Consider the following 15442-nt stretch of genomic DNA (forward strand, 5'->3'; position numbering starts at 1 on the left):
CATGATTAAGCTGCCGCGTAGAGACAACCACTTTACGCCGCATGACAGGAGCAGAAATGGCTATTGATGAGAATAAACAAAAGGCACTTGCAGCAGCGCTGGGCCAAATCGAAAAGCAATTCGGTAAAGGTTCCATCATGCGGTTGGGCGAAGATCGCTCAATGGACGTTGAAACTATTTCTACAGGTTCGTTATCCCTTGATATCGCTTTGGGTGCCGGTGGGTTGCCTATGGGGCGTATCGTTGAGATTTATGGCCCAGAGTCTTCCGGTAAAACGACGCTGACGTTACAGGTGATTGCTGCTGCTCAGCGTGAAGGCAAAACCTGTGCGTTTATCGATGCGGAGCATGCGTTGGATCCGATTTATGCGAAAAAGCTCGGTGTGGATATCGATAATTTGTTGTGCTCTCAGCCGGATACCGGTGAGCAAGCATTGGAAATTTGTGATGCATTAACACGCTCGGGCGCGGTTGATGTGATCATTGTGGATTCCGTTGCGGCACTGACGCCAAAAGCCGAAATTGAAGGAGAGATCGGTGACTCTCACATGGGGCTGGCTGCACGCATGATGAGCCAGGCTATGCGTAAATTGGCCGGTAACTTGAAACAAGCCAATACGCTGCTTATTTTCATTAACCAGATCCGTATGAAAATTGGTGTGATGTTCGGTAACCCTGAGACGACCACGGGGGGGAATGCCCTGAAGTTCTACGCCTCTGTCCGTTTGGATATTCGCCGTACTGGCGCGATTAAAGAGGGTGAGGAAGTTATTGGCAGTGAAACCCGCGTTAAAGTCGTGAAAAATAAAGTAGCAGCGCCGTTTAAACAGGCTGAGTTCCAAATTCTGTACGGAGAAGGCATCAATACCCATGGGGAACTGATTGATCTCGGGGTAAAACACAAGCTAATTGAGAAAGCTGGTGCCTGGTATAGCTATAACGGCGATAAGATCGGTCAAGGTAAAGCAAACGCCAGCAACTTTCTGAAAGAGAATCCCACGGTTGCAGCGGAGTTGGATAAAAAATTACGTGAAATGCTGTTGCATAAAGGCAATGAGCTTACGCCAGCCGCGGACATTAGCGATACCGAAGCTGAATTCGCTGACGAAGGTAAAGATGAGTTTTAACCGTAGTTGGATGGGCTATATCAGAGCACGTTAGCGGGCAGATCGATGAATAAACCATTACGTTATGTGATGAATGTGCTTTCTGTTCGCGATTATAACGAAGCCACAATACGCCGCAAATGTGCGGCGTATTGTGATAAAGCAGAAAGCACAGGGACTTCCACAGACCCGTCAGTAAAAGACCAGGTGGAGGCTGTTATTGCGTATTGTAAGGCGCATGGCTGGCTGGATGATAAACGCTATGCGCTTCGCTATATCAGCAGCAGGAGTTGCCAGGGTTATGGTGCCCAAAGGATCAAGGCCGAGCTAAGTCAGAAAGGGGTTGATAAAATAATATTAACTACGGCATTTGGCGAAAGCGATATTGATTGGTGTGCATTGGCGAAAACGGTTGCAGAACGAAAATTTGGGCATCCTCTGTCTGATGAATGGAAAAGCAAAATTAAGCATCAGCAATTTCTCCGCTACCGTGGCTTTTCCCATGAAGAGATCCAATCGATTTATACAAAATTTTCTGATTGAGCCCACACGGTATTTTACTTCCCACTGAAGAAAATTTATCTTATTCCCACTTTTTTTGTTCGTGAGTTGCTCGGTAGCGTCAGCATGCTGGACTAACCTTGCCCGCGATCTGTTCTTCTAGCTTGATTCCAGGACAATTATGAGCAAGAGCACCGCTGAGATCCGTCAAGCGTTTCTCGATTTTTTCCATAGTAAGGGACACCAGGTTGTTGATAGCAGCTCTTTGGTGCCTAACAATGATCCGACATTGCTATTCACCAATGCGGGTATGAACCAATTTAAAGATGTGTTCCTCGGACTGGATAAACGTCGTTATGTCCGAGCGACAACCTCGCAGCGTTGTGTGCGCGCAGGCGGAAAACATAACGATCTGGAAAACGTGGGGTATACCGCAAGGCATCATACTTTTTTTGAGATGCTGGGTAACTTCAGCTTTGGCGATTACTTTAAACATGATGCTATCCACTATGCGTGGGAACTGCTGACTTCTCCACAGTGGTTTGGTTTGCCGAAAGAAAAGCTGTGGGTAACGGTATATGCTACAGATGATGAGGCTTACAACATTTGGGCGGATGAAATCGGTGTACCCCGCGAAAGAATTATTCGTATCGGAGATAATAAGGGCGGTCCCTACGCCTCTGATAACTTTTGGCAGATGGGCGAAACGGGGCCGTGTGGACCATGCAGCGAGATTTTTTATGATCATGGCGAACACATTGCCGGAGGCCCGCCCGGGAGTCCTGATGAAGATGGCGATCGTTATATCGAAATCTGGAATCTGGTATTCATGCAGTTTAATCGCCAGGCTGATGGCACGATGTTGCCATTACCGAAACCATCCGTTGATACGGGGATGGGATTAGAGCGTATTTCCGCAGTGTTGCAGCATGTCAATTCGAATTATGACATCGATCTCTTCAAGACATTAATTGAGGCGGTGGCAAATGCAGTTGGCACGACGGATTTAACCAATAAATCGTTGCGTGTTATTGCCGACCATATTCGTTCCTGTGCATTCTTGATTGCCGATGGTGTGATGCCATCTAATGAGAGTCGCGGGTATGTTCTGCGTCGGATTATTCGTCGAGCTGCACGTCACGGTAATATTTTGGGCGCTACGGATGCCTTTTTTTACAAATTGGTTGCACCGTTAATCGACGTTATGGGTCCGGCCGCCGCAGAATTGAAAAAGCAGCAGTCAATCGTTGAGCACGCGCTAAAGGTGGAAGAAGAACAGTTCGCCCGCACGCTTGAGCGTGGTTTATCTCTGCTTGATGAAGAAATTAAAAAACTGGAAGGGGATACGCTGGATGGCGAAACGGCTTTCCGCCTTTATGATACCTATGGCTTCCCCCTTGACCTCACTGCGGATGTGTGTCGTGAACATGGACTGAAAATTGATGAAGACGGCTTTGAAGCGGCTATGGACGCACAGCGTCAGCGTGCACGCGAAGCCAGCGGATTTGATGTCGATTATAACAACCTTATTCGCGTGGATGAAAATACGCCATTCTGTGGTTATGAAAGAACGCAGCAACAGGCTAGAGTGATTGCGCTTTATCATAATGGTTGCGAAGTTAAGCAGATTTCAGAGGGTGATGAAGCGGTTGTGATTTTGAACGAAACACCGTTTTATGGTGAGTCTGGTGGGCAGGTTGGTGACCAGGGGGAACTGAAAAATGCACGTATCTGTTTTGCTGTTCAGGATACACAAAAATATGGCAGGGCAATCGGCCATATCGGTAAACTGACCCAAGGTACTTTATGTGTTAACGACAATGTTGATGCTGTCGTAGATCATCAACGTCGTGATCGCATACGTTTGAACCATTCTGCGACCCACTTGTTGCATGCGGCGTTACGTCAAGTTCTGGGCAAGCACGTTGCACAGAAAGGCTCCTTGGTTAACGATAGTTATTTGCGTTTTGATTTCTCGCACACTGAAGCGATGAAACCTGAACAGATTCGTCAGGTCGAAGATATTGTCAACGCGCAAATCCGCCGAAATCATATAGTGCAAACTGAGATTATGGCGCTGGATGATGCCAGAGCTAAAGGCGCAATGGCGCTGTTTGGCGAGAAGTATGATGATCATGTGCGAGTTCTGACGATGGGGGATTTTTCCATTGAGCTTTGCGGAGGCACGCACGCAAGTCGCACTGGTGATATCGGCTTGTTCCACATCATTTCTGAGTCGGGTACGGCTGCTGGAATACGACGTATTGAAGCCACCACTGGGGAAAATGCGCTTTTGGCGCTACACCGACAGAGTGACGTTCTACATGATATCGCGCAACTACTGAAAGGGGATAGTCACAACCTGACGGATAAGGTACGCTCTGTTCTAGATCGTACGCGTGCGCTTGAGAAAGAGCTTCAACTGTTGAAGTCTCAGCAAGCCGCGCAAAAAAGCTCGTCACTGTCCGGCAAAGCGAAAGAAGTAAGCGGCGTGAAGTTGTTGGTTACGCAACTAGACAATGTGGATCCGAAACTTTTGCGCACGATGGTGGATGATCTGAAAAATCAGCTTGGGTCTGCTGTTATCGTCCTCGGAACGGTGACTGAGGGCCGAGTTAGCCTGATTTCAGGTGTCACTAAAGATCTGACCGATCGTATAAAAGCCGGTGAGCTGATTGGTTTTGTTGCCCAACAGGTTGGCGGTAAGGGCGGCGGGCGTCCAGATATGGCACAAGCCGGGGGCTCAGAGGTGTCTGCGCTACCGACTGCGTTGGCAAGCGTTGAAGCTTGGGTCACCGCCAAACTGTAAGTGTAGGTAACACATTTATTTACATTATCTGACAAGAAACGCCATAACTTTTTGGTTGTGGCGTTTTTCTCTGCGAGAAAGAGTGTAAAAGTAGGATAGAAAGAATGTTATCTTCAGATATTCTGAAGTTTTACATTCGCGGTCCTGCGGTTGTGCTAACAAAAGCACAAGCTACTGATATCGACTAAACTAACAAGTAGTGACAAACCAGAGTGTGGTGAGTGTGGTTATACCATCGTCTAGGTTTACGTTTTCACAGCACATGATGGATAATGGCGGGGAGACAGAGAGACCCGACTCTTTATAATCTTTCAAGGAGCAAAGAATGCTTATTTTGACTCGTCGAGTTGGCGAAACCCTCATGATCGGCGATGAGGTGACGGTTACCGTATTAGGAGTGAAAGGCAACCAAGTGCGTATTGGTGTCAATGCGCCAAAAGAGGTTTCTGTCCACCGTGAAGAGATCTATCAGCGTATTCAGGCCGAAAAATCTCAACCAACGTCATACTGATTGACAATGCGTCTCGTGTTTGCGGGACGCAATTGCTTTTCCCCGTTATCTTTAATCCTTGTACTCATTTCTATCGTGTGCCTCGCGTCGTAAGATAAGTAACCATCTGTTTTTCTGCCGATAAAACAAACTTTTTGTTGTGAAAATACGCGGCTTGGATGCGAATTGCTCAAACAATCGTGCGGTGGGAAAAATTGTTTGACTTATAAGTGTGGGAAAGTAATATGTGCGCCACGCAGTACCGGTGAGCACTAAGAAAAATTCTTTGTTGTGAAATAGGTAATGCAAGGTGAGGTGGCCGAGAGGCTGAAGGCGCTCCCCTGCTAAGGGAGTATGCGGTCAAAAGCTGCATCGAGGGTTCGAATCCCTCCCTCACCGCCATTTAGTTAGCATCCGTAGCTCAGCTGGATAGAGTACTCGGCTACGAACCGAGCGGTCGGAGGTTCGAATCCTCCCGGATGCACCATTAAATGTTTACCTTTGCACGGTATAATGTAATTAATCGTAAGTCGCATTTTAAACAGAAACAGATGCATCCGTAGCTCAGCTGGATAGAGTACTCGGCTACGAACCGAGCGGTCGGAGGTTCGAATCCTCCCGGATGCACCATTTTAGAATGCTATTTATCGCCTCAGTTTCTCCTATATCATATTTTGCATCCGTAGCTCAGCTGGATAGAGTACTCGGCTACGAACCGAGCGGTCGGAGGTTCGAATCCTCCCGGATGCACCATTACTAAAGAACAAAAGTTATTACTTTATTATCAGCGTAATAGCAAACGTTTAATATTCCCTCAGAATTCAATTCACCTCTCTTTGTCAAAATAAAGTTCCGCTTTTTTTTCTCGTACTGTTTATCAATTGTTATTGAGAAAACGTATAGATGTCCGACGCTTTGTTTTTCAATGATAATATCCTGTTTTCTATAAGGTTATTGAATAAGCGACAACGTTTTAACTTTACGCTAAAGTAGGCTCTCTTTTCTGTGAGCATGGAGTCATGATGTACGATCGCTATCAGGGGCTAATCTTTGATATGGATGGCACCTTGTTGGATACTGAGCCGACGCACCATAAGGCGTGGGATCTGGTTCTTGCTCGATATGGCATGAAATATGATGCTAGCGCGATGACCGCGCTAAACGGCTCGCCGACCTGGCGCATAGCGCAATGTATTATTGAAAGTTATCAGGCCGATATTAATCCCCACCAACTGGCGGTAGAAAAAACAGCTGTTGCTGAGGAAATGTTGTTGGATACCGTAAGTCCACTGCCGTTGATGGACGTCGTTAAGCACTATTATGGGCGGCGTCCTATGGCTATTGGCACAGGTAGTACGCATGTCATGGCTGACAGGCTGCTAACCCATCTAGGGCTGCGTGGTTACTTTGACGCTATTGTTGGAGCTGAGGATGTTGTGCAACATAAGCCTTTTCCCGACACTTTTCTGCGTTGTGCTGCGTTAATTTCTGTTGCACCTGAGCACTGTATTGTGTTTGAAGATGCAGACTACGGTATTGAAGCTGCTAAACGAGCCAATATGGCCGTAGTTGATGTCCGAACGTCCGAACATAGTGAATGAGTTATGGGCTTTTTTTTCTCTTTTCTGGGGTAGTCTACTCAGTGCAACATTGTTGCCAGGCAGTTCAGAAATACTGTTAGTCGCATTATTGCTATCTGGCGACGTAGAACCTTACGGGTTAATCGCTGTAGCAACGGTAGGAAATACGTTAGGCGGGTTAACCAATATAGTCATAGGGCGCTTACTCCCTCAGCCAAAACAGCAAGCTGGTTATGCAGTGGCTACGAGCTGGCTACAGCGCTATGGTTGTACTGCACTGTTATTTAGCTGGGTACCGATAGTCGGTGATTTACTATGCGTGTTAGCGGGTTGGCTACGTATGCCCTGGGTGCGCTCAGCAGTTTTTATCAGTATTGGAAAAGGGCTGCGATATATCGTATTGGCAGGTATAACGTTACAAGGGATAGCGTGGTGGTCTTAACCAGGTGGCAGAGTGAACTGGTGAGTGCTACTGAGTTTGAATTATGCTTACAAACATTACATTTAACAACGGGAGGTCGATTTGATCCCGGACATTTCAGAAGCACTTTCTTGGCTGGAAAAACACCCATCGGCGGTGAAAGGAATTCAGCGTGGAATTGAACGTGAAACTTTACGTGTAACAGCAGATGGGCATCTTGCCACCACACGTCACCCCGAGATTTTAGGGTCGGCGTTGGCGCATCCGTGGATTACAACGGATTTCGCAGAAGCGCTGTTAGAGTTTATTACGCCGGTCGATAAAGATATTGATCATCTACTGACATTTCTGCGCGATATCCATCGCTATGTGGCTCGCAACCTAGGCGATGAACAGATGTGGCCATTAAGTATGCCGTGTTTTATCGATAGCGAGCAGAATATTGAACTGGCGCAATATGGCTCATCTAACATTGGGCGATTTAAGACGCTCTATCGTGAAGGGTTAAAAAACCGTTATGGTGCGTTGATGCAGACCATTTCCGGTGTGCACTATAATTTCTCCCTTCCTCTGTCATTCTGGCAAGCCCGCGCGGGTATCGCTGATGAAGCGAGCGGTAAAAAAGCTATTTCGGAGGGATACTTCAGACTAATCCGCAACTATTATCGTTTTGGCTGGGTAATACCTTACTTGTTTGGCGCCTCTCCGGCGATCTGCGCTTCGTTCCTGAAAGGGCGTGAAACCGCGCTGCCGTTTGAGCGCACGGAAAATGGTATGCTTTATCTACCTTATGCGACCTCTTTGCGGCTGAGCGATTTAGGCTATACCAATAAATCACAGAGCAATCTAGGAATTACGTTTAACGATCTGGAAACCTATGTGGCTGCGCTGAAGCGTGCGATAAAAACGCCATCTGAGGAATATGCACGAATTGGCATAAAGAAAGATGGCCGCTATTTACAATTGAATACGAACGTTTTACAGATTGAGAATGAACTTTATGCTCCGATTCGCCCGAAGCGAGTGACACGGGCTAATGAAACGCCATCTGATGCTTTGCTGCGTGGCGGAATTGAGTATATCGAAGTACGCTCGCTGGATATCAATCCTTTCTCCCCAACGGGTGTGAGTGAAAGTCAGGTACGTTTTCTGGATTTATTTTTAATCTGGTGTGTGCTGGCGGATGCGCCGGAAATGAGCTCGGATGAACTACTTTGTACGCGTAAAAACTGGAACCGGGTGATTCTCGAGGGGCGTAAACCAGGGCAAACGGTGGGCATGCGGTGTGAAACCATCCAACAGCCGATTGCTCAGGTGGGGAAATCTCTGTTTGCGGATTTACGTCGTGTTGCGGAAGTGCTGGACGCGGAAAACAGTCAGCCACACTATCAGCAGGTGTGTGATGAACTACTTGTTGGCTTTGACGATCCAGAAACGACATTCTCTGGTCGATTATTGACTATGATGAAGCAAGGTGGCAGAGGTAGCGTAGGGCTGAATTTAGCGGAAGAATATCGCAAAATGCTTTGCAGTGAACCGCTACAAGTATTGACTGAAGCGCAATTGGCGGCAGCGAGTGAAGTTTCTTTGCAGCGTCAACGTCAGATTGAGTCTGAAGATACGATGAGTTTTGATGCCTATTTGGCCGCACATTAGTGCACATTAAAAAGAAAAGGCCACAGAAGCTGTGGCCAAAGATACATATCTAATAGGGATGATGATAATAAATGCGCGTCTTTCATTAAGTCAGACTCACCTGAAAAAGAAAAGTTTCACAGAAACGAGAAAAAAATTTTTTCTATGAGGAGGTGGCATTATGCCGTTACTAGATAGCTTTACCGTTGACCATACTCGTATGGCTGCGCCGGCCGTTAGGGTCGCTAAAACCATGAAAACCCCTCATGGCGATAACATCACGGTGTTTGACCTGCGGTTTTGTCGACCCAATATTGAAGTCATGCCGGAACGTGGGATCCATACGTTAGAACATCTGTTTGCTGGTTTTATGCGAGATCATTTAAACGGTGATGGCGTTGAAATTATCGATATTTCTCCAATGGGGTGTCGTACAGGGTTCTACATGAGTTTGATTGGTACGCCGGATGAGCAACGCGTTGCCGATGCCTGGAAAGCCGCCATGAAGGACGTGCTGAAAGTAACCGATCAGCGTAAGATCCCCGAATTGAATGAATATCAGTGTGGCACTTATGCGATGCATTCACTGAAAGAAGCACAAGAGATCGCCCAGCACATCGTGGATAGCAACATCGGTATTAACAAAAATGACGATCTGGCGCTGCCAAAAGAGAAATTGGCCGAACTTCACATCTGATTTTGGTTGTTGAACAGATGAAAAAAGGGAGCTGAAATCAGCTCCTTTTTTATGGCATGTTAGACCGCAAGAAAATGCTGAATAACCCGACTGCCAAAGTAGGAAAGCGTCATCATCAATGCGCCAAGCAGATTGAACCAGACAACGCGCCGTCCTCGCCAGCCTTCGTGATAATGCCCCCAGAGCAGTAATATATAGATGAACCAGGCGAATAAAGAGAATACGGCTTTATGCAAATTCTCTTTATTATTAATTAGATCATCCATATACAACAAGCCTGTACCCAGCGTTAGCGTGAGCAAAATGACGCCAACCTGCGTGATGTGAAACATTTTACGCTCAATGCTCATCAATGGTGGCATATCTGTAGCAAATGCGAGTTTCTTATTCTTGAGCAGATAGTCGAGCCAGGCGAGTTGAAACGCATAAAGGGCGGCAATGAGCAATGTGGCATAGGAGAAAAGCGCCATACCGATATGGATCATCAGGCCTGGTGATGCTTCCAGATGCGTAATATATTCACTCGGCATAAAACTGGCGAAGGCGAGATTAATCAACGCAAAAGTGTAGACGATAGGAAGAATAAACCAGCCACGATTACGTGCCGCGACAATCGTCATCACGGTGCAGATGATGAGGCTGACCAGCGAACCAATATTCAGTAGGCTAAGGTTTTGGCCCACCTGAACAGCGAAAATGCGCTGGTAGAGAGCCACCGCATGACAGATTAGCGCAACGCTGGCCGAGAGTATTGCCAGCCGACGATATGCACTGTTCTTGCGCAGCAGACTGGGGATAATCAGTCCGAGGCTGAGAGTGTAGGCGGCGAGCGCCACAATAGCGAAAACAGACATACGAATAGGTAAGTAAACATCAACAAGTAAAATAGAAAGCCAGTATAACGTCAGTCGCCATGGGCACCAACAGTTCTCCGTTAGCAGCACTGAGATCGTTCCTGCTTTGGTGTATAATCCCTTCCATTCGTGTCGCGCTGGCGGCTTGTCTTACGTTGAGCATGAGATATGTTTGAAAATTTAACCGATCGACTCTCGCGCACATTGCGCAATATCAGTGGCCGTGGACGGTTGACTGAAGAAAACATTAAAGAAACGCTGCGTGAAGTCCGTATGGCATTGCTGGAAGCCGACGTTGCTTTACCCGTGGTGCGTGATTTTATTAATCGAGTAAAAGAACGTGCAGTTGGGCATGACGTCAATAAAAGTCTGACGCCGGGTCAAGAGTTCGTCAAAATTGTTAAAAACGAACTTGTCAGCGCTATGGGCGAAATTAACGCAGAACTCAATCTTGCTGCGCAACCGCCTGCTGTCGTTCTTATGGCCGGTCTGCAAGGTGCGGGGAAAACGACCAGCGTCGGTAAGCTGGGGAGATTCCTACGTGAAAAGCAGAAGAAAAAAGTGCTGGTGGTTTCTGCTGACGTATATCGTCCTGCGGCAATTAAGCAGTTGGAAACGTTAGCGCAGCAGGTCGGCGTCGACTTCTTCCCGTCAGATGCGCAAGAGCGGCCGGTTGCCATCGTCGAACGCGCATTACAACACGCAAAGTTAAAGTTTTACGATGTTCTGCTGGTCGATACTGCGGGTCGTCTCCACGTTGATGACGCGATGATGGATGAAATCAAACAGGTTCACGCGGCGATTAATCCCGTTGAAACGCTGTTTGTGGTTGATGCCATGACGGGTCAGGATGCGGCGAATACGGCGAAAGCCTTTAATGAAGCGCTGCCGCTTACTGGTGTGATCCTCACTAAAATTGATGGTGACGCGCGTGGCGGAGCGGCGTTATCAATCCGCCATATTACTGGCAAGCCGATTAAATTTCTCGGCGTTGGTGAAAAAATCGAAGCGCTGGAGCCGTTTTACCCTGAACGCATCGCATCACGCATTCTGGGTATGGGGGATGTGCTTTCGCTAATTGAAGATATTGAAAGCAAAGTCGACCGTACTCAGGCAGAAAAGCTCGCTAAAAAACTGAAGAAAGGCGATGGCTTTGATTTAACTGATTTTTTGGATCAGCTTAAACAGATGCGCAATATGGGCGGCATGGCGAGCATGATGAGCAAAATGCCTGGCATGGGGCAATTACCGGATAATGTTAAATCGCAAATGGATGATAAGGTGCTGGTGCGAATGGAGGCGATCATTAATTCAATGACGCTTCAGGAGCGCGCTAAACCCGAGATTATCAAAGGATCGCGCAAGCGTCGTATTGCGATGGGGTCTGGTATGCAGGTACAGGATGTCAATCGTCTTCTTAAACAGTTTGATGATATGCAACGCATGATGAAGAAGATGAAAAACGGTGGGTTGGCGAAAATGATGCGCGGTATGAAGGGGATGATGCCTCCTGGGTTTCCGGGAAGATAATCGTTGAATCTGTGCATGCAAATAAACCTTCGGCGTATTTATGCGCTTTAGATTGCTTTTTGCGCCACAATGAGTAAAATCTTCGGGCTTTTTATATGACATACTGGGCTCCGTTCCTCGATGGGGCCCAGTTGTTTTATTCACTAAAGAGGATGTTATGGTAACAATTCGTTTGGCACGTGGCGGCGCGAAAAAACGCCCGTTCTATCAAGTAGTCGTGACCGATAGCCGCAATGCGCGCGACGGTCGTTTCATCGAACGTGTGGGTTTCTTCAACCCCATCGCAACTGGTCAGGCAGAAGCATTGCGTCTGGATCTGGATCGCATTGAGCATTGGCTTGGTCTGGGTGCAACCGTGTCCGATCGCGTTTCTTCGCTAATCAAAGACGCTAAGAAAGCAGCGTAATCTGTTGCGGTGGTGATAATGAGCAATCAACGCAGCCCGAAACCTCCTGCTGACCCAGTCGTGATGGGGAAAATAGGATCGGCATATGGCATCCGAGGTTGGCTCAGAGTGTTTTCATCCACCGAAGATGCCGAAAGCATTTTTGATTATCAACCTTGGTTTATCCAGAGCAAAAGCGGTTGGCAGCTTATCGAAATTGAAAGCTGGAAATATCACAGTCAGGATCTGATCATTAAAGTGAAAGATGTCGATGACCGTGATAAGGCTAATTTACTGACTAATTGTGAAATCGTCGTAGATTCGTCACAACTTCCCGATCTGGGCGAGGGTGATTATTACTGGAAGGATCTTATTGGCTGTCAGGTTGTGACCGTAACAGGTTACGAGTTAGGTAAAGTCATTGATATGATGGAAACCGGCTCAAACGATGTGATGGTAATAAAGGCCAACTTGAAAGATGCCTTCGGAGTCAAGGAGCGACTGGTTCCGTTCCTGACTGAACAGGTTGTTAAGCGCGTCGATCTTTCTACTCAGACTATTGAAGTAGACTGGGATCCGGGCTTTTGAGTTCTGAGTCGACCAGTAGCATCCGGCGGAACGAGACGATGTGGATTGGAGTGATTAGCCTGTTTCCAGAGATGTTCCGGGCAATTACTGATTACGGAGTCACTGGCCGGGCGGTTAAAAATGGCCTGCTGAATGTACAGTATTGGAGTCCGCGTGACTTCACTTACGATCGGCACCATACCGTGGACGATCGGCCTTATGGTGGTGGTCCCGGAATGCTGATGATGGTGCAACCTTTGCGGGATGCTATCCATGCAGCAAAAGCAGCGGCAGGCGACGGCGTGAGAGTGATTTATTTATCACCTCAGGGTCGTAAATTAGATCAGCAAGGCGTACGTCAACTCGCTACAAACCAGAAGATGATTCTGGTCTGTGGACGGTATGAAGGGATTGATGAGCGTGTAATTAACACTGAAATCGATGAAGAGTGGTCGATAGGGGATTACGTGCTTAGCGGTGGGGAACTGCCAGCAATGACACTGATTGACTCCGTAGCCCGTTTTATACCGGGTGTTCTGGGGCATCAGGCTTCAGCAGAAGAAGATTCTTTTGCCGATGGATTGTTGGATTGTCCGCACTTTACTCGTCCTGAAATATTGGAGGGCATGGGGGTTCCGACAGTGTTACTGTCTGGCAATCATGCAGAAATACGTCGTTGGCGATTGAAACAGTCGCTGGGTCGAACCTGGCTTAGAAGGCCTGAACTTCTAAAAAGCCTAGCTCTGACTGACGAGCAAACAAGGTTGCTGGCTGAATTCCAACGTGAGTATCAGTCTACGCAGCAAGAGTATTAGGTGGTCACGCCGGTTTACCGCGTGAACCCAACTATCAGTTTACCTAGGGTAAGAGACATATTATGAGCAACATTATTAAGCAAATCGAAGACGAACAAATGAAGCAGGACGTGCCTGCATTTCGTCCGGGTGATACCGTAGAAGTGAAGGTATGGGTTGTTGAAGGTAGCAAAAAACGTCTGCAGGCATTCGAGGGCGTGGTTATCGCTATTCGTAACCGCGGTCTGCATTCTGCATTCACTGTTCGCAAAATTTCTAACGGCGAAGGCGTAGAACGTGTATTCCAGACACATTCTCCGGTTGTTGACAGCATTACTGTTAAACGTCGTGGTGCCGTGCGTAAAGCCAAACTGTACTACCTGCGTGAGCGTACTGGTAAGTCTGCTCGTATCAAAGAGCGTCTTAACTAAGATAGCGCTTTCGCAACATCCAAAAGTTTTTATTTTTCATAAGCCTAGCGTAACTGCTGGGCTTTTTTTATGCGTGCCGCCCAATGACCAGGTCGACGCCTTCATTCAGCAGCTCATTGATAGAAACGCCGCTGGCCTGTGCCATTGTCGCCAATGCGGCATGACGTTCCGGCGTCAGCCGTGTCGTTATCTTGCCGCTGTAGGATTTATACGGCTCGATGCCATCACGCCGGCATTCATCCAGAAAAATGGCAAGCGACGTTGCCCCCCTCTTTTTTTGTTACCAACGGTGCAAAACTGATCCACCCCAGCGGTTGAAAATTGTTCAGGTGGTAATCTGCTCCTCTGAATACAGGGGAGCTCATGATCACTTTTGAGATTCGTATAGAAATTAAAGTCCTGCACAAGCGAGGGAATGCGTATCCGGGCCATTGCCAGAGAACTGGGTATTTCGCGTAATACTGTCCGCCACCACCTAAAAGCCAAATCTGAAAACTACAGTATTCACCACGTCCGGCATCATCATCGTTGCTCGATGAATACCGTGATTATATCTCTAAGCGGATCAGCGATGCGCATCCTTATAAAATCCCTGCGACCGTTATTTCCCGGGAAACCATGGCGCTGGGCTATCGTGGAGGGCTGACTCTCCTGAGAGAGTTCATCCGTTCGCAGACACTCCCCGTACACGCAGAACCGGTCGTTCGCTTCGAAACCGTGCCCGGGCGGCAGATGCAGGTTGACTGGGAGACCATGCGAAACGGCAAGTCACCCCTGCATGTATTCGTTGCTGTTCTGGGATACAGCAGAATGCTTTACATCGAGTTCACCGACAACATGCGCTACGACACGCTGGAATCCTGTCACCGCAATGCGTTCAGCTTCTTCGGCGGTGTACCGCGGGAAGTTCTGTACGACAATATGAAAACAGTGGTACTCCAGCGTGATGCTTACAAGACCGGGCAGCACCGGTTCCATCCCTCCCTGTGGCAGTTCGGCAAAGAGATGGGGCTCTCCCCCCGGCAGTGCCGTACCTTCAGGGCACAGACTAAGGGCAAGGTGGAGCGGATGGTGCAGTACACCCTCAACAGCTTCTCTATCCCGTTAATGACGCGCCTGCGCCCGATGGGGATCACCGTGGATGTTGAAACCACAAACCGTTACGGCCTGCGCAGACTGTACGATGTGGCCAACCAACGGAAGCATGAAACTATCCAGCCCCGTCCCTACGATCGCTGGGTGGAGGGAGCGCCTGAATGGGCAGCGAATACCCTGAATGGCGTGTTACAGCAAGGAAGTCGACGAAGAATTATTGCCATTAATCATAAAGATATGCAGTCAACGCTAAACAAGTGGCTATCGCAGGGTCATCGCACATCTGAATCGCAAGCTAAAGAAAGATGGTTGCCGGGTAAATCCAAAGCGGGTATACCGGATAATGAAACTCAATAACCTACTGCTGGCAAAATCGGGACATGAGAATAAACACCGCGATCATACTGGTAATGTGATAACACTGAAATCGGATACACGGTTGTTCTCTGACGGCTTTGAAATCCGTTGCTGGAACCAGGAAGATAGATGATTATAATCATCTGTATCCACACAAGGGGCTGAACATGAAATCCCTACAGGAATATTG

16 protein-coding genes, 4 tRNA genes and 1 pseudogene are annotated in these 15442 nt (G+C 47.8%); 19 read left to right on the top strand and 2 right to left on the bottom strand.

The annotated features are described in order from the left end of the window. The first annotated feature begins 56 nt into the window (after positions 1-56). The 12 genes from recA to luxS all read left to right on the top strand — a co-directional run bounded on the left by recA (position 57) and on the right by luxS (position 9239). Positions 57-1127 carry a recombinase RecA gene (recA, locus tag RFN81_RS05200; RefSeq protein ID WP_264498098.1) on the top strand — a complete coding sequence of 357 codons (1071 nt, stop codon included), beginning with the start codon at positions 57-59 and terminating at the stop codon, positions 1125-1127. Between the two features lie 45 nt (positions 1128-1172). After that, a complete protein-coding gene (gene recX, locus RFN81_RS05205) occupies positions 1173-1649 on the top strand; it encodes a recombination regulator RecX (protein WP_264498099.1) in 477 nt (158 codons plus the stop codon). 139 nt (positions 1650-1788) lie between these two features. Continuing rightward, positions 1789-4416 (top strand): alanine--tRNA ligase, encoded by a 2628-nt coding sequence (gene alaS / locus RFN81_RS05210; RefSeq protein WP_264498100.1) that lies wholly within the window; start codon positions 1789-1791, stop codon positions 4414-4416. A 325-nt stretch (positions 4417-4741) separates the two neighbouring features. After that, a complete protein-coding gene (gene csrA, locus RFN81_RS05215; protein WP_005972168.1) occupies positions 4742-4927 on the top strand; it encodes a carbon storage regulator CsrA in 186 nt (61 codons plus the stop codon). Positions 4928-5215: 288 nt separating this feature from the next. Continuing rightward, positions 5216-5308: transfer RNA gene (locus RFN81_RS05220), tRNA-Ser, on the top strand. 8 nt (positions 5309-5316) lie between these two features. After that, positions 5317-5393: transfer RNA gene (locus RFN81_RS05225), tRNA-Arg, on the top strand. 66 nt (positions 5394-5459) lie between these two features. After that, a tRNA-Arg gene (locus tag RFN81_RS05230) sits at positions 5460-5536 on the top strand. Positions 5537-5582: 46 nt separating this feature from the next. Further along, a tRNA-Arg gene (locus RFN81_RS05235) sits at positions 5583-5659 on the top strand. 269 nt (positions 5660-5928) lie between these two features. Next, complete coding sequence (gene yqaB / locus RFN81_RS05240) at positions 5929-6507, top strand: fructose-1-phosphate/6-phosphogluconate phosphatase (protein ID WP_264498881.1); 579 nt, start codon at positions 5929-5931, stop codon at positions 6505-6507. Then, positions 6479-6928, top strand: coding sequence for a YqaA family protein (locus RFN81_RS05245; protein ID WP_264498101.1), 450 nt, complete (start codon positions 6479-6481; stop codon positions 6926-6928). The genes yqaB and RFN81_RS05245 overlap by 29 nt, the downstream gene beginning before the upstream one ends. An 81-nt stretch (positions 6929-7009) precedes the next feature. After that, entirely contained in the window at positions 7010-8563 is a 1554-nt protein-coding gene (gene gshA, locus RFN81_RS05250; protein ID WP_264498102.1) for a glutamate--cysteine ligase, read from the top strand. A gap of 160 nt (positions 8564-8723) precedes the next feature. Next, a complete protein-coding gene (luxS, locus tag RFN81_RS05255; RefSeq protein WP_264498103.1) occupies positions 8724-9239 on the top strand; it encodes an S-ribosylhomocysteine lyase in 516 nt (171 codons plus the stop codon). A gap of 59 nt (positions 9240-9298) precedes the next feature. Here luxS and RFN81_RS05260 read toward each other — a convergent pair whose 3' ends face one another. Continuing rightward, on the bottom strand, positions 9299-10093 hold the full coding sequence (locus RFN81_RS05260; RefSeq protein ID WP_264498882.1) for a cytochrome C assembly family protein: 795 nt from the start codon (positions 10091-10093) through the stop codon (positions 9299-9301). 168 nt (positions 10094-10261) lie between these two features. Between RFN81_RS05260 and ffh the strand changes: the two genes are divergently transcribed. The 5 genes from ffh (at position 10262) to rplS (ending at position 13800) form a co-directional block, all read left to right on the top strand. Beyond that, positions 10262-11623, top strand: coding sequence for a signal recognition particle protein (gene ffh / locus RFN81_RS05265; protein ID WP_264498104.1), 1362 nt, complete (start codon positions 10262-10264; stop codon positions 11621-11623). A 157-nt stretch (positions 11624-11780) separates the two neighbouring features. Beyond that, positions 11781-12029, top strand: a complete 249-nt coding sequence (gene rpsP / locus RFN81_RS05270; protein WP_011094872.1) for a 30S ribosomal protein S16 — start codon at positions 11781-11783, stop codon at positions 12027-12029. An 18-nt stretch (positions 12030-12047) separates the two neighbouring features. Beyond that, positions 12048-12596, top strand: coding sequence for a ribosome maturation factor RimM (gene rimM, locus RFN81_RS05275; RefSeq protein ID WP_264498105.1), 549 nt, complete (start codon positions 12048-12050; stop codon positions 12594-12596). 38 nt (positions 12597-12634) lie between these two features. Continuing rightward, positions 12635-13390, top strand: coding sequence for a tRNA (guanosine(37)-N1)-methyltransferase TrmD (gene trmD, locus RFN81_RS05280; RefSeq protein ID WP_264498106.1), 756 nt, complete (start codon positions 12635-12637; stop codon positions 13388-13390). Between the two features lie 62 nt (positions 13391-13452). Then, positions 13453-13800 (top strand): 50S ribosomal protein L19, encoded by a 348-nt coding sequence (gene rplS / locus RFN81_RS05285; protein WP_264498107.1) that lies wholly within the window; start codon positions 13453-13455, stop codon positions 13798-13800. Positions 13801-13867: 67 nt separating this feature from the next. Here rplS and RFN81_RS05290 read toward each other — a convergent pair whose 3' ends face one another. Beyond that, on the bottom strand, positions 13868-14050 hold the full coding sequence (locus tag RFN81_RS05290) for a toxin-antitoxin system HicB family antitoxin (protein WP_319800201.1): 183 nt from the start codon (positions 14048-14050) through the stop codon (positions 13868-13870). A 113-nt stretch (positions 14051-14163) separates the two neighbouring features. Here RFN81_RS05290 and istA point away from each other — a divergent pair. Further along, a pseudogene (gene istA, locus RFN81_RS05295) lies at positions 14164-15045 on the top strand (IS21 family transposase); the annotation flags it as partial. Between the two features lie 133 nt (positions 15046-15178). After that, on the top strand, positions 15179-15385 hold the full coding sequence (locus RFN81_RS18710) for a hypothetical protein (RefSeq protein WP_378929306.1): 207 nt from the start codon (positions 15179-15181) through the stop codon (positions 15383-15385). The last annotated feature ends 57 nt before the right edge of the window (positions 15386-15442 follow it).

The sequence above is a fragment of the Pectobacterium cacticida genome (assembly GCF_036885195.1).
Lineage (GTDB): Bacteria > Pseudomonadota > Gammaproteobacteria > Enterobacterales > Enterobacteriaceae > Pectobacterium > Pectobacterium cacticida.